We start from the raw sequence: 14,943 nt of genomic DNA, 5'->3' as shown, positions 1-14,943 counted from the left end.
CCCACCGAGATGCCCGTGACTCCAGGGCCCCGGTCCACGCCCCAGGCCGCGTCCTTCTCGCCCGTCGCCGTCATCGGCATGGCGGTACGCCTCCCCGACGCCGACACCGCCGACGAACTGCACGACCTGCTGAAGAAGGGCCACGACGGCGTCGGCCCCGTCCCTGACGCCCGGCTGCGCCTGGCCGGGCTCGACCCGGACGGCACCTACCCGCAGATGGCGACCCTGACGGACATCGACGCCTTCGACCGCGCGTTCTTCGGGATCACCCCCGCCGAGGCCGAGGCCATGGACCCGCACCAGCGGCTCACCCTCCAGCTTGCCTGGGCGGCCGTGGAGAACGCCGGATACCGTCTCTCCGCGCTGCGGGCGCAGCGCTGCGGCCTGTTCGTCAGCGCGCCCCGGCCCGAGTACGCGCGCCTCGTCGGCGAGGACGACCTGCTCACCATGCTCGGCACGGCCTCGCCCGCGCTCGCCGGGCGGATCGCGCACACCCTCGGCCTGAGCGGCCCGGCCGCCGGGCTCGACACCGGCTGCTCCAGCTCCCTGGTGGCGCTGCACTACGCCTGCCGCGAGCTGGCGCACGGCACCGTCGGCGTGGCCGTCGCCGGGGGCCTCAGCCTGCACATCGTGCCCATGGAACAGCGCGAGGCCGCGGCGTTCCCCGAGGTGATGGCGGCGGGCGGGCGCTGCCGCGCCTTCGACGCGGCGGCCGCGGGCACCTGCCAGGGCGAGGGCGGCGGGCTGCTCGTACTGAAGCCGCTTGACCGTGCGCTCGCCGACGGCGACACCGTCCACGCCGTCATCCGCGGCGTCGGTGTCAACCACAACGGCGGCCGCTCCACCGGCCTTTCGGCGCCCGGGCCCGCCGCGCAGGCCGAGGTCATCGAGGAGGCCTGGCGCGTCGCGGGCCTCGACCCGCGGCACATGAGCGTCCTGGAGGGGCACGGTTCGGGCACCCGCCTCGGCGACATGATCGAACTGGAGGCGGCCCAGCGGGTCCTGAGCGCCGCGGGCGCGCCCCGGCACGCCTGCGCCCTCGGCTCCGTCAAGACCAACCTCGGCCACCTCGACCACGCCGCGGGCATCACCGGGCTCATCAAGGCGATCCTCGGCGTCCGCCACCGCACGGTCTATCCCTCGCTGCACTTCGAGCTCCCCAACCCCCAACTCGCGGCGCATGGCGAGCCGTTGTACGTCCCCACCGCCGCCCGCGAATGGACCGCGGGCCCGGACGGCGCCCCGATGCGCGCCGGGGTCAGCTCCTTCAGCCTCACCGGCACGAACGCCCACGTCGTGGTGGAGGAACCGCCGCGCACCGACCGGGACCACGCCGCCCACGACCACGCCGCCCAGGACCGGCCCGCGCTGGTGACGCTCTCCGCGAAGTCGCCCGCCGCCCTGGCCCGCCGCATCGAGGCGCTCCTCGCCCGCCTCCCCAGGGTCAGGGGAGGCGAACCGGCCCTCGCCGACGTCCTTTTCACGCTCAACGCGGGCCGCGAGCACCATCCCCACCGCGTGGCCTTCGCCGCGCCGGACGCCGACGGGCTAGCCGAGGGGCTGCGCGCGGCGCTCGCCGCCGTCGGCGCGGGCACGCGCGCCGCCGATGCCACGCCCGCACGGCGCGTCGTCCTGGTCGTCGGGGACCCAGGGGACGAGGGAGTCCTGGGAGACCTAGGGGGCCCCGGGGACACCGCCCCGGACACCGCCGCCCTGGCCGCCGCCCACCCGGCGTACCGCACGGCCTGGCAGGAGTGCGGTGACGCCGCTCCCGCCGCCTTCCGGCACCAGTACGCGACCGGCGCGCTGCTGCGCGCCCTTGGCCTCGCGGCCGGGCCGGTGCTCGGCGTCGGCCGCGGCCGCCCCCTCGCCCGCGCCCTGCGCGGTGAACTCCCGCCCGCCGAAGCCCTCGCCGCCGCCCTGGCCACAGCGCCCCCGGACCCGGCGGACACCGACCGCAAGGCCCGCGACGTCATCGCCCGGCTCACCGGCGAGGAACCCACCCTCTTCTGCGTCCTGGGCGACGCGGGCACCGCCTTCCTTGAGGACGGCGTCGGCCACGCCTGGCAAGCGGCCGAAGGCCCTGCGGTGGCCCGCGCGGCGGCCGCGCTCTACGAAGCGGGCGCCGCCGTCGACTGGGACGCCTGGTACGCGGGCGCGCGGCGGCGCCGCGTGGAGCTGCCGACGTACCCGTTCGAGAGCACGCGCTGCTGGCCCGCCGTCCGCGCGGCGGCCCCGCCACCCGAGCCGAAGCCCGCCGCCGAGGCCCCGCGCGGCGCCCCGCTCGACGCCGAGCGCGAGGTCGCCGCCGTCTGGGAGTCCGTCCTGAAGATCCCCGGCATCGACGCGGACGCCGACTACTTCGAACTCGGCGGGAACTCCGTCCTCGGGCTCGCCGTCCTCAGCCGCGTCAACGAGCGCTTCGGCGTGCGCCTGCCGCTGACCGCCCTGTACGAGCACAACACCGTCGCCGCGCTCGCCGCGGCCGCCACCCGCCTCGCGGGCACCGCCGCGCCCGGCGCGGGCGCCACGGGGGAGATCCCGCGCGCCGCCCGGCACGAGCCCCACCCGCCGAGCCACGGCCAGGAGTCCCTGTGGTTCCTCGACCAGCTCATGCCGGGCCTGCCGCTGTACAACGTGCCCGTCGACCTGCACCTGCGCGGACACCTCGACGTGGCGGCCATGCGCGCCGCGCTCGCCGCCCTGGAACGCCGCCACGAGGTGCTGCGTACGTACTACGTGGAGGTGGCGGGCGAGCCGCGGGTGCTGCTGAGGCCCGTCGACGACGCCCTTGAGGTGGTGGACCTGACCGCCGTCGCGGACGCCGACGAGCGGTTCGCCGAGGCGACGCGCCTGCTGCGGGAGACGGCCGTCACGCCGATGGACCTGGCGCACGGCCCGCTGTTCCGCAAGCTGCTCGTCCGGCTCGCCGCCGACGACCACATCCTGCTGCTCGTCGCCCACCACTCGGTGTACGACGGCTGGACCCCGGCCGTCCTCGACCGCGACCTGTGGGAGCTGTACACCGCCGCGCACCTGGGACGCGCCCCGGTCCTTCCCGAACTTCCCGCGAGCTACCTGGACTTCGCGGTGTGGCAGCGCGAGCGCCTAGGCGGGGCGCGCCGCGCCGATCTCCTGCGCTACTGGCGCGGACAGCTCGCGGGCTCCGTTCCCACCGAACTGCCCGGCACCAGGCCGCGCCCTGAACAGCCCTCCGGTGAGGGCGCCCACTACTACTTCACGATTCCCGCCGCGCTCATGGGGCGGCTGCGCGCCCTGAGCGCGGGCGCCCGCGTCACGCTGTTCACGACGATGCTCACCTCCCTGAAGACGCTCCTCGCGGGCTACAGCGGGCGCGACGACGTCGTCGTCGGCACCACCACCGCCGGGCGCGGCAGCCCCGACGTCCTGGAGCTCATCGGCTACTTCAACAACGCCGTGCCGCTGCGCACCGACCTCGGCGGCGACCCCACGTTCCTGGAGGCACTCGCCCGCGTCCGCGACACGGTGATCGGCGCCCTCGACCACGACGAACTGCCCTTCGCCCTGCTCGTGGAGGACCTGAAGGTGCCCCGCGACCGCGCCCGGCACCCTCTCTTCCAGATCGCCTACGTCCACCAGAACCTGCCGGAGAACGCCCGCGACATCGGCCCCGGCCTCCAGTACCACCCCGACCGCGAGGAGATGTTCGCGGGCCTGCCGCCGGGCATCGCCAAGTGGGACCTGCTCGTCGCCGTGTGGGAGTACGAAGGGCGCGCCGAGCTGCCCGCCGTCCTCGAGTACAGCGTCGACCTGTTCGACGAGCCGGAGATCGCCCTCCTCGCCGACTGCTTCCTCACCCTCCTCGAAGCGGTCGCCGCCCATCCCGAGCGCCGTCTCTCCGGCCTGCCCCTGGTCGGCGGCGCCCTGCGCCGGGAGCTGCTCGCGGCGCCCGCCGCGCCACCGGCACCCGCGGCGGACCTGCCCACGGCGCTCGCCCGGACCGACGACGAGGCGGTGCGCCACCTCGCGCGGCGCTTGCGCGAGGCGGGGGTACGCCCCGGCGACACCGTCGCCGCACTGCTCCCGTCCAGGGACGCGGCCACCGCGCTGCCCGCCGCCGCGTCCGTGGGCGCGGTCTACGCCCCGTGCGCCACCGACGCGTCCTTCGCCGCACAGGCCCGTTCGCTGGAGCGCACCGGCGCGGCCCTGCTGCTCGCGGGCCGGGACACCGGGACGCCGCTGCCGTGGCCGGGGCCGGTCCTGCACCTCGACGACACCCCGCCGCCCGCCGCGGAAACCGGTGAGGACGGCGCCGAGCCCCTGCCGACGGCCCCCGTGGCCGTCGTGGAGACCGGCGCGGGGCGGCTGCTCCTGGACCGGCGGGCGGTGGCGGCCGCGTGCGCCGAGCCGGGCGCGCACGTTGGGGACCGCCCGGTCATGGAGGTCCTGGCGGACGCCGCGCGCTACGGCGGGCCCCTCGCCGACCCGGGCGCGACGGGCTGGGCCCCGCTCGGCCCGCCCGCGCCCGGCACCGCGCGCTACGTCCTCAACCGGGGTCTTGAGCCGGTGCCGCCGGGCGTGGCAGGGGAGTTGTACGTCGGCGGGGACCTCGTCGGCTGCGGGTACGCGGACCGTGCCGGGGCCACCGCGCGCGACTTCCCGCCGGACCCGTTCGCCGCCAGGGCCGGAGCGCGCCTTCGCCGCACCGGCGAGCGGGCCCGCCCCGCCCCCGGCGGCGGCGTCGAGGTGTGGCGCGAGCCCGTGGACGGCGCGCCGCGCGCCGCGCTCCCGCGCGAGGGCCACGGCGGCGGGCGCCGCCCGGAGAGCCTCGCCGAGGCGTCCCTGATGGACATCTGGGCGCGGGTCCTGGGCCGCGAGGCCGGCCGTCACGAGGACTTCTTCACCATCGGCGGCCACTCGCTCCTGGTGATGCGGGTCCTCAGCGAGGTCCGCGAACGGCACGGCGTACGGCTGCCGGTGAGCGTCATGTTCGACCACCGCACGGTCCAGGAACTCGCCGGAAGGATCGGCCAGGACCTCGGCCCCGCGGTGCTCTTGCAGAGCGCGGGCGACGGGCCGCCCGTGTTCTTCCTGGCCCGCGCCGAGGACGGGCTGCTCGCCCGGCACGGCCTCGCCCGCCGTCTGCGCGGCCGCGCCCCGGTGTACGCGGTGGTCGCCGCGCGGGGCGCGGACGGCGCGGCGGCCGTGCGGGACGTCCGGCCGCACGGCCCGTACCACCTCCTTGACACCGGCGACGGCCTGTCCGAGGAGGTGGCCCGCGCCCTCGCCGACGACGGCGACGAGGTCCTCTCACACGGACCCCACGCCACCGGCACCACCGGCACCACCACCGCCACCACCGGCTCCACCGATTCCCCTGACTCCGCCGACGAAGCAGCCCTCGCGGACGCGCTGTTCGCCGCGCTGCCCGCCGCGCCCGAGGAGCCGCCGGGGGCGGTCCCGCCCGCGCCTCGCGCGGCGGCGGCCCGCGCCGACCTCCTGCCGGACCGCCCGGCCCCGGCCGAGCCGACCGGCGCGACCACCATGCGGCCCTACCGCCTCGCGCCGGACGTGACCGCCCTGCTGCGGCAGCCCACCGACCCGGCGGGCGTCCCCGTGGCCGGAGTGCTCGCGAGCGTGGCCGCGCTCCTGTCCCGGCTCACCGGCGAACGCCAGGTCACCCTCGGACTCCGCCGGGCAGGGGAGGACCGCTGCCTGGTGGTGACCATCGACACGGGTGGCGGTACGGGGGGTGACGAGGGCGGCGGCGCCGACGTCGGCGTGCTCGCGGAGCGGGCCGAGGCCGCGCTGCGCGCCGCGCGCCCGGCGGCGGAGCCCGGCCCGCCCTTCGCGGGCCGCAATCCCCTGTTCTCCGTGGCGGTGGAGGTCCAGGACGGCGCCGCGGCCCCGGGCGGACTCGACAGCGCGTACGGACGCCTTGACGCGCTGTGGCGGGTGCGCGCCACCGACGAAGGGCTGCGCGGCGCCGTCCTGTTCGACGCCGACCGCTTCCGGCCGCGCACCGCCAAGCGCCTCGTGGAGCGGTGGCGTGCCCTGCTCGACGCCGCGGCCGACGGCCGGGCCACGCCCCTGCGGGACCTGCCGCTCGCCGACGAGGCCGAGCTGCGGGCCCTCCTGGAGGGCGCCGCCGGTGAGGTGCGCGCACGCGACCCCCGGGCGACCCTGACGAGCCTGGTGCACGAGCGGGCGCTGCTTGTGCCCGACCGTACGGCCGTGGTCTTCGGGGAGCGGCGGCTCTCCTACGCGGAACTGGACGCGGCCGCGCGGCGGCTCGCCGCCCGGCTGCGGGAGCGCGGCGCACGGCCGGAGAGCGTCGTCGGGGTGTGCGCCGAGCGGTCCCCGGAGCTCGTCGTCGCCCTGCTCGGCGTGCTGTACGCGGGCGCGGCGTATCTGCCCCTGGACCCGGAACACCCGGCCCTGCGCCGGGAGTTCATGGTGCGCGACAGCGGGGCGTGCCTGGTCCTGGACGGCCCCGGCGCGCCCACCGAGAACCACGGCGTACCGCACCTGGACATCGACCTCACAGGCCCCGCAGAAGCCGCAGAGGCCGTCCCCGCGCCGCCGCCCGTGCTCCCGCACCCGGACAACCCCGCGTACGTCATGTACACCTCGGGCTCGACGGGCGCGCCCAAGGGCGTGGTCGTCCCGCACCGGGGCGTGGTGAACCGGGTGCTGTGGGGGCAGGAGACCGATCCGCTGGGCGCGGACGACCGGGTGCTGCAGAAGACCCCGTTCGGGTTCGACGTGTCCGTGCCGGAGTTCTTCTGGCCGCTGGTGGCGGGGGCGGCCGTGGTGCTCGCCGCGCCCGGCGGCCACCGCGACCCCTTCCACATCGCGGACGAGATCGAGCGGCACGCGGTGACGGCCGTGCACTTCGTGCCGTCGATGCTGCGGGAGTTCCTCGCGGCCGCGGGCCCCGGCGCGCTGCGCGGCGTGCGGCGCGTCACGTGCAGCGGCGAGGCGCTGCCGGAGGACCTGCGGGCCGCCGTCGTGGCCGCCGCCGTGCCGCGCGTCGTGAACATGTACGGGCCCACCGAGGCGTCCATCGAGGTCAGCTCCTGGGACTGCGGCCAGGACAGCCCCTGCCCGAGCGTGCCCATCGGCGGCCCGATCGCCAACACCGGCCTGTACGTCCTGGACGAGCGGCTGCGGCCGTGCCCGGTCGGCGTGCCCGGCGAGCTGTACCTGGCGGGCCCCGGCCTCGCCCGCGGCTACGCGCACGGCCCCGGCCTGACGGCCGCGCGGTTCGTCCCCTCGCCGTTCGGCGCGCCGGGGGAGCGGCTCTACCGGTCGGGCGACCGGTGCCGGGTCGTCGAGGGCGGCGCGATCGAGTACTTGGGCCGCGTCGACCAGCAGGTGAAGCTGCGCGGGCTGCGCGTCGAACCCGGCGAGATCGAGGCGGTCCTCACCGAGCACCCCGCGGTGCGCGGGGCCGCCGTCGCGATCGAGGAGGTGCGCGCCGGGGACCAGCGCCTGATCGCCCACCTCGTGGGCACCGGCGACGCGCGCACCGAGGCCGAGGTGCGCGCGCTGCTCGCCGAACGCCTTCCGCCCGCGATGCTTCCGGGCGGCTACGTCTGGCGGGAGCGGCTGCCGCTGACCGCCAGCGGAAAGCTGGACCGGCGGGCCCTGGCGGCCCCTCGTACCGACAACTGACAGCCAGCAACGGACAACACCGGCAGTAGACAACGCGGTAGACAACAGGGAGAAGCCAAGATGGCGGACGTGACGGAAGCGGCGGAGAACGGCACCGAAGGCGCCTACGTCGTCGTGCTCAACGACGAGGAGCAGTACTCGATCTGGCCCGTCGACCAGGAGGTTCCCGCGGGGTGGCGGCGCGAGGGGTTCGAGGGCGTCAAGGAGGCGTGCCTGGCCCACATCGACGAGGTGTGGACGGACATGCGGCCGCTGAGCCTGCGGCGCCGGATGGCGGAGGCGGGCCGCTGACCGGCCCGCCCCACCGGTCAGGTCAGGTCGCGGGGGCCGACGGCGAGGGCAGCGGCTCGGAGATCTCGACGAGCATGCTGCTCCACGCCGCGACCGGTGAGTTGTTCATCACCAGGACGAGGTCGCCGGGCAGGAACTCCTTCTCCTCCAGGCCGGTCCGCAGGTTCAGGACGATGTCCGTGGAGCCCAGGTGGCCGAAATCGCGAAGGTTGCGGCGGCAGGTCTCGGCGATGGAGATGTCGAAGGCGTCCTCGTAGAAGTCGAAGGCGCCCGAGGAGATGTTCTGCATGACGAAGTGGTCGACGTCCTCAAGCGTCTTTCCCTGGCGGGCGAGCAGGGTGTCGTTGAGCCGCGCGAAGCGCCGTTTGCTTTCGACGGCGAGTGAGAAGGAGTACCGCTTGATGTCCGTGCACACCTCGCGCCAGGAGTCGTACGGGCGCCCCAGATAGTCGACTTGGAACAGGTCCCAGTAATGGCCGTTGGTCTCCAGGGCCAGATCGAGAATGCGCAGCGGCCCCTCACGTGAGAGGTAAAGTGCCATGGCTCCGTCCCCATTGACGGTGACCGGACGGCGGAAGCGCCGGGGTCCCGGCGGCCTGCTGCCGTGCGCGATCAGCACGCCCGCGAGTGCCGGGTCGGCGGCGAGGAGCCCCCGGGCGGTCATGAGGGCGGCCGAGACCGAGACGCAGCCGAGCTCCGATACCCCCAGCGCCATGGCGCCGTCGAGCCCGATGTCCCGCTGCACCCGGGTGGCCTCCGAGGCCATGAGCAGCTCCGGAAACCTGCCGCCGACCAGCAGGAACGCCCCTGGCGGCGGGAGCGTTCCTGAGTGCTCGGCGAGCAGTCCGCGGGCGGCTTCCGCGGCGAGGTCGCTCGCGGACCGCTCGCCCGCGTCCCGTACGGACTCCACGCCGAGCGAGGCGATCAACTGGCGGTCGGCGTCGTCGAGTTCACCGAGCTCGTCGAGCGCGGTGACCGGGACGCGCCGGTCGGGCAACAGGGTGAAGATTCCGGATATAGCAGCCATCGGCACCTTCTTTCATGATGTGTGCCCAGTGTGGCACGGGCGCCTCGACAGGGGCCAGACGCGAGATGGGAAGAAATGACCCATAACGAAGCGGAGGCGGATTCCAGGGCCGGGACACCGGATCCGGAAAAGGCGTCGGTGAACTCCGAAGCCAACAAGGGGCATTCCTCCGTCAAAGAAGGGCATTCCGCCGCCAAAAAGGGGCGTTCGGGTTTCTTCGGGGATCTGGGGCCGAATTACAAGAGGCTGTGGACGGCCACCGTCGTCTCCGACCTCGGCGACGGTCTGCGCCTGACCGCGCTGCCGCTGCTCGCCGCGTCCATCACGGACAACCCCCTGCTGGTGGCGGGCGTCGTGGTCGCCTCCGGTCTGCCGTGGCTGCTGCTCTCCCTGCTCGGCGGCGCGCTCGTGGACCGCGTGAACCGCAAGACCGTGATGGTGCGCGTGCAGTTGGTGCGCGCGGCCGTCGTGGCCGCCTTCACGGCCTGGGCCGCCCTGGAGACGCCACCGATCTACGCGCTGTACGTCCTGGTCTTCACGCTGACCTCCTGCGAGGTGCTGTTCTCGGCGGCCGCCCCGAGCATGCTGCCGAGCCTGGTGCCGGGGGAGCGCCTTCCGCTCGCCAACGCCCGGCTCTTCGGCGCCACCATCATGGCCAAGGAGATGATCGGGCCCCCGCTCGGCGGCTTCCTCGTCGCCGTGGCGTTCGCGGCGCCGTTCGCCGTGGACGCGGTGAGCTACGCCGTCGGGGCGGTGCTCCTGCTCGGCCTCGTGGGCGACTTCCGGCCGGACGCGGACCCGGGGCGGGCCGGGGCGAACGACGGGCCAAAGGAGGCGGGGAGCGAGCCCGCGGGAAAGGAGCCCGCGGAACCCGGCGGCGCGGAGTCGATCTGGGCCTCGGCTGGCCAGGGCCTGCACTGGGTGTGGCGGAACGCCTTCGTCCGTACGCTCGTCATCGCCTTCGGCGTGGCCAATCTGACGCGCGCCATGACCACCTCCATCTTCGTGCTCTTCGCGGCCCGCTTCCTGGACGTCGAGGGCTGGGCGTACGGCGTCCTGTGGAGCACCGCCGCCGTCGGCGCCGTGCTGTGCAGCCTGCTCATCTCCCGGCTGCGCGCCGCCGTCGACGACGCGAAGCTGGTCGTCGGCGCGATGGTGCTGCACGGCGTGAGCACCACGGCCATCGGCCTCGCCCCGAACGTATATGTCGCGGGCGGCGCTAGCGCGGGCTTCGGCTTCGCCGCGATGCTGTCCAACGTCGTGGGGATCTCCGCCCAGCAGAAGGTGATCCCCAACGCCCTGATGGGCCGCGTGATGAGCGTGGACCAGCTGGTCACCTGGGGCACGATCCCGCTCGGCGGCCTCCTCGGAGGGGTGCTCGCGGGAGCGTTCGGGCTGCGCACGCCGATCGTCGTGGGCGGCCTGCTCATGGTCGCCACCAGTCTGCTCATCGCGGGTCCGCTCTACCGCGCGATGACCGAACTGGCCCGTACGGAGGCGGAGAACAGCACGCCATGACCGACACCACCGAAACGTCCGGCATCACCGAAACCACCGAAACCAGTCACCGACCCGCGCCCCGCCCCGGCGGCCGCTGGGTCACAGGGCGGCTCGCCGCGGGCGAGCCCGAGGTGCGGCTGCTGTGCTTCGCGCAGGCGGGCGGCGGGGCCGGCGCCTTCTCCGGCTGGCGCGAGCACCTGCCCGACGGCCTGGAGATGGCCCCCGTCGAGCTGCCCGGCCGCGGCACCCGCCGCGCCGAGCCGCTCCCCGGCGACCTGGACACCCTCGTCGAAATGCTCGTGGAGGCCCTCGGCGCCGAGTTCGAGCGGCCCTACGCGCTGTTCGGGCACAGCTTCGGCGGCCTCGTGGCCTATGAACTCGCCCTGCGCGTCAGCCGCTACGGCATCGCGCCGCCGAGGGCCCTGTTCGTCTCGTCGGCGCGCGCCCCGCACGCCGACGACCCCGCCGAACCGCTCCACGAGCGCGACGACGAGGGCCTCCTCGCCTGGCTGCGCACCACCGGCGGCATGCCGGAGAGCCTGCTGCGCCACACCGCGTACGTGCGCTCCGTCCTGGACGCCGTCCGCGCCGACCTCACCCTCGGCGCCGGACACCGGCGCACCACGCCGGTGCCGCTCCCGTGCCCGCTGTACGCCTTCGGCGGCGTCGACGACCCGGTCGTGCCGCCCGACGAACTCCTGGACTGGGAGCCGTACGCCGCCTCCGGCGTCACGCTCACGCTGTACCCCGGCGACCACTTCTACCTGTACGCCGACCCCGCCCGGCTGCTCGCGGACGTCGCCGCCGTGCTCGGCACCGGGCGCACCGCACGCACGGGCCACCGCACAGACCGTACAGACCGCATAGACCACTCGGACCGCACAGATCACGCAGAGGGGAAGGCCGAGTCATGACCATCAAGACCGTGGCGGTCCTGGGCGCCGGGACCATCGGGTGCGGCGTCGCGCAGAGCCTGGCGGAGACCGGCCACCAGGTGATCCTCGTCGACACCGCCGACGACGTCCTCGACGCCGCGCTCACCGGCATCCGCCGCGAGCTGCGCATGGCCCGGCTGCACGGCCGCCCCCGCGACGCCGACGACGCGGCCGTCCTTGCCCGCGTCGAGCCCACCACCGACTACCAGCGCCTGGCCGGGGCCGACTTCGTCATCGAGAACACCACCGAGGACTGGGACGTCAAGAGCGCGGTCTACCCGCTCATCGACGAGATCTGCGCCCCCGGCACCACGGTGGCCGCCAACACCTCCTGCGTGCCCGTCACCCGCCTCGCGGGCCGCACCACGCGCCCCGGCGACGTCCTCGGCATGCACTTCATGAACCCCGTGCACCTGAAGCCGGTGGTGGAGATGGTCCGGGGCGAGCACACCACCGAGGCCGCCATCGACCGGGCCAGGACGCTGCTCGCGCAGATGGGCAAGGAGGGCATCCTCGTCGAGGACTCCCCGGGCTTCGTGTCCAACCGCGTGCTGATGCTCGCCGTCAACGAGGCGGCGTTCCTCGTGCACGAGCGGGTCGCCGAACCCGCCGAGATCGACCGGATCTTCACGTCCTGCTTCGGGCACAGCATGGGCATGCTCGCCACCGCCGACCTGATCGGCCTCGACACCGTGCTGCGCAGCATCGAGATGCTCCACGAGACCTTCGGCGACAGCAAGTACCGCCCGTGTCCGCTGCTGCGGCGCATGGTCGACGCGGGCTACCTCGGCAAGAAGAGCGGCCGCGGCTTCTTCACGTACCCGCACGCGGCCCGCGCCACGACCCCCCGATGACTGAGACGCGTACGGCGCGTACGGCGCGTACGGCGCGTACGGCGCGTACGGCGCGTACGGCGCGTACGGCGCGTACGACAACGGAGACAACGGAGAGGACAGCGATGAGCGAGCCCCTGACACCCGAGGAGATCCGCCAGCGGACGCGGGACCATCTCCAGTCCGCCCTGGCCCGTACCGTGGCCGACGACGAGGACATCTTCGCCGCCGGACTCGTCAACTCCCTGTTCGCCGCCCAGCTGGTGATGTTCGTCGAGGACGGCTTCGGCGTCACCGTGGCCGACGACGAGCTGGAGATCGCGCACTTCAGCTCGGTCGACGCCGTGACGGCGTTCGTCACGAAGAAGGTGGCGTCCGGCGCCGCGGCGAGCACGCCGTCGGACGGCTGAGCCCCGGCCGTGCGACTGACACTCGACGAAGCCGGGCGGCGACTGCACCGGGAGTTCAGGGCGTTCGCCGACGCCGAGGTGGCGCCGCTCGCCGCCCGGCACGACCGCGAGGAGCGCGTCGGGCGCGCCCTCGTCGACAAGCTCGCCGCCGCCGGCCACCTGGCCCCGCTGCTTCCGCCCGAACACGGCGGCCGCGGCCTCGACCCCCTCGCGTACGGACTGCTGCACGAGGAGGTCGGGCGGGCCTGCTCCGCAACCCGCTCCCTGCTCACCGTGCACGACATGGTCGCCGACAGCGTGCTGCGGCGCGGCGGCGCCGAGCTGCGCGCCAGGTGGCTGCCGCGGCTCGCCACCGGCCGCGTCATCGGCGCGTTCGCCCTGAGCGAGCCGGACGCGGGCAGCGACGCGGCCGCCGTGACGACGCGCGCGGAACGCCACGGCGACGACTACGTCCTGACCGGCGTGAAGCGCTGGATCAGCTTCGGCCAGATCGCCGACGTCTTCCTCGTGTTCGCCCGGCTGCCCGAGGGCCCCACCGCCTTCCTCGTCGAACGCTCCGCGCCGGGCCTGGATGTCGTCCCCCTGCACGGCATGCTCGGCACGCGCGGCGCGATGCTCGCCGAGCTGCGCCTTGACGCCTGCCGGACACCCGGCGGGCACCTCGTGGGCGGCGCCGGGCGCGCGCACCCCTTCCTGACCACGTCCGCGCTCACCCTCGGCCGCTACAGCGTGGCCTGCGGCAGCGTCGGCATCGTCCAGGCCTGCCTCGACGCGGCCGCCGCGCACGCCACCGCCCGGGAGCTGATCCAGCACCAGCTCGTCCAGCGCCTGCTCGCCCGCATGACGGTGAACGCCGAGGCGGGACGGCTGCTCGCGCTGCGCGCGGGCGAACTCATCGGCGCGGGCAGCCCGCACGCGCCCATGGCCGCGACCCAGGCCAAGTACTTCGCGGCGGGCGCCGCGGGCGACGCGGCCCGGGACGCCGTGCAGATCCTCGGCGCCCAGGGCTGCGGGCCCGACCACCCCGTCGGCCGCTACTACCGGGACGCCAAGGTCATGGAGATCATCGAGGGCGGCACCGAGGTCAGCGAGTCCGCGATCGGCCGCTTCGGCCGCGGCGGTGGGCTGCTCGACGCCACCGGGGCCGCGCGGCCCGGCGGGGCCACGGCGGAGAAGGCGGGGGCAGCGGCGACGGGGGAGGAGCAGTCATGAGTACGGGAGACAGCCGGACGGCGGGGGCGGCCTCTCAGGCTCCGCCCCCGGTCAAGTGCGTCGTCTGGGACCTGGACAACACCCTGTGGCACGGCGTCCTCCTGGAGGACGGCGAGGACGGCATCACCCCGCGCCCGGACATCGCCGACGCTGTACGCGCCCTCGACGCGCGCGGCATCCTGCAGTCCGTCGCCAGCCGCAACGACGAACAGGCCGCCCTCGCCGCGCTCGACAAGGCCGGACTGCGCCCCTACTTCCTCGTGCCGCACATCGGCTGGCACGCCAAGTCCGCGTCGGTCCGCGCCATCGCCGACGCGCTGAACCTCGGCCTCGACGCCTTCCTCTTCCTCGACGACGACCCCTTCGAACGCGCCGAGGTGCACACCGCGCACCCCGCCGTCCGCGTCGCCGAAGCCACCGACGCGACGGCGCTGCTCGCCAGGACCGACCTGAACCCCGCCACCCTCACCACCGACGGCGCCCGGCGCCGCCTCCTGTACCAGGCCGAGGAGCGCCGCTCGGGCGCCGAACGGGACTTCCCCGGCGCGCCCGAGGAGTTCCTCGCCACGCTCGGCATGCGGCTCACGGTGCGCCGCGCGGGCCCGGACGACCTGGCCCGCGCCGAGGAACTCACCGTACGCACCCACCAGTTGAACGCCACCGGCTACACCTACGGCCGCGCCGAGCTCGACGCCCTGCGCACCTCGCCCGACCACACGCTGCTGGTCGCCGAGCTCACCGACCGCTTCGGCGCGTACGGCACCATCGGCCTCGTCCTCCTGGAGCACACCCCCGGCACCTGGACGCTGAAGCTGCTCCTCGCCTCCTGCCGCGTCATGTCGCGGGGCATCGGCTCGGTGCTCCTGCACCACCTCATCGCGCGCTCCCGCGCCGAAGGCGCCCGCCTCGTCGGCGAGTTCGTGCCCACCGACCGCAACCGGGCCATGCTCGTCGCCTACCGGTTCGCGGGCTTCCGGACCGTGTCGGAGAAGGGCGGTCTGACGCTCCTGGAGCACCGGGGCACGGCCGCGCCCCCGGTGCCCGCGCACCTCGCCCTGGACTCGGAGCTGTAGCGC

At 74.9% G+C, this 14,943-nt stretch carries 9 protein-coding genes; 8 read left to right on the top strand and 1 reads right to left on the bottom strand.

Annotation, left to right across the window (positions count from 1 at the left end; genetic code table 11):
• The first annotated feature begins 9 nt into the window (after positions 1 to 9).
• Entirely contained in the window at positions 10 to 7,659 is a 7,650-nt protein-coding gene (locus tag AC07A4_RS06915; protein ID WP_478593991.1) for an amino acid adenylation domain-containing protein, read from the top strand.
• A gap of 60 nt (positions 7,660 to 7,719) precedes the next feature.
• A complete protein-coding gene (locus tag AC07A4_RS06910) occupies positions 7,720 to 7,950 on the top strand; it encodes an MbtH family protein (protein ID WP_478593989.1) in 231 nt (76 codons plus the stop codon).
• Between the two features lie 22 nt (positions 7,951 to 7,972).
• Here AC07A4_RS06910 and AC07A4_RS06905 read toward each other — a convergent pair whose 3' ends face one another.
• Positions 7,973 to 8,977, bottom strand: a complete 1,005-nt coding sequence (locus AC07A4_RS06905; protein ID WP_478593986.1) for a 3-oxoacyl-[acyl-carrier-protein] synthase III C-terminal domain-containing protein — start codon at positions 8,975 to 8,977, stop codon at positions 7,973 to 7,975.
• A gap of 138 nt (positions 8,978 to 9,115) precedes the next feature.
• On the opposite strand from AC07A4_RS06905, the gene AC07A4_RS06900 reads away from it, so the two are divergent.
• The 6 genes from AC07A4_RS06900 to AC07A4_RS06875 all read left to right on the top strand — a co-directional run bounded on the left by AC07A4_RS06900 (position 9,116) and on the right by AC07A4_RS06875 (position 14,940).
• Positions 9,116 to 10,495: an MFS transporter gene (locus AC07A4_RS06900; RefSeq protein ID WP_478593984.1), complete on the top strand. Its 1,380-nt coding sequence runs from the start codon at positions 9,116 to 9,118 to the stop codon at positions 10,493 to 10,495.
• Positions 10,492 to 11,391, top strand: a complete 900-nt coding sequence (locus AC07A4_RS06895; protein WP_478593982.1) for a thioesterase II family protein — start codon at positions 10,492 to 10,494, stop codon at positions 11,389 to 11,391. The genes AC07A4_RS06900 and AC07A4_RS06895 overlap by 4 nt, the downstream gene beginning before the upstream one ends.
• Positions 11,388 to 12,266: a 3-hydroxyacyl-CoA dehydrogenase family protein gene (locus AC07A4_RS06890; protein ID WP_478593979.1), complete on the top strand. Its 879-nt coding sequence runs from the start codon at positions 11,388 to 11,390 to the stop codon at positions 12,264 to 12,266. Before AC07A4_RS06895 ends, AC07A4_RS06890 begins: the two co-directional genes overlap by 4 nt.
• A 104-nt stretch (positions 12,267 to 12,370) precedes the next feature.
• Entirely contained in the window at positions 12,371 to 12,655 is a 285-nt protein-coding gene (locus AC07A4_RS06885) for an acyl carrier protein (RefSeq protein WP_478593976.1), read from the top strand.
• Positions 12,656 to 12,664: 9 nt separating this feature from the next.
• Positions 12,665 to 13,867: an acyl-CoA dehydrogenase family protein gene (locus AC07A4_RS06880; protein ID WP_478593974.1), complete on the top strand. Its 1,203-nt coding sequence runs from the start codon at positions 12,665 to 12,667 to the stop codon at positions 13,865 to 13,867.
• The gene (locus AC07A4_RS06875; RefSeq protein WP_478593972.1) at positions 13,864 to 14,940 is read left to right on the top strand and encodes an HAD-IIIC family phosphatase; all 1,077 of its coding nucleotides are present in this window, start codon (positions 13,864 to 13,866) and stop codon (positions 14,938 to 14,940) included. Before AC07A4_RS06880 ends, AC07A4_RS06875 begins: the two co-directional genes overlap by 4 nt.
• Positions 14,941 to 14,943 lie beyond the last annotated feature (3 nt).

It is taken from the genome of Streptomyces sp. NPDC043996 (genome assembly GCF_056435225.1).
The sequence above is the reverse complement of the archived record's forward strand: the minus strand, read 5'-3'. Positions and strand labels throughout refer to the sequence as shown.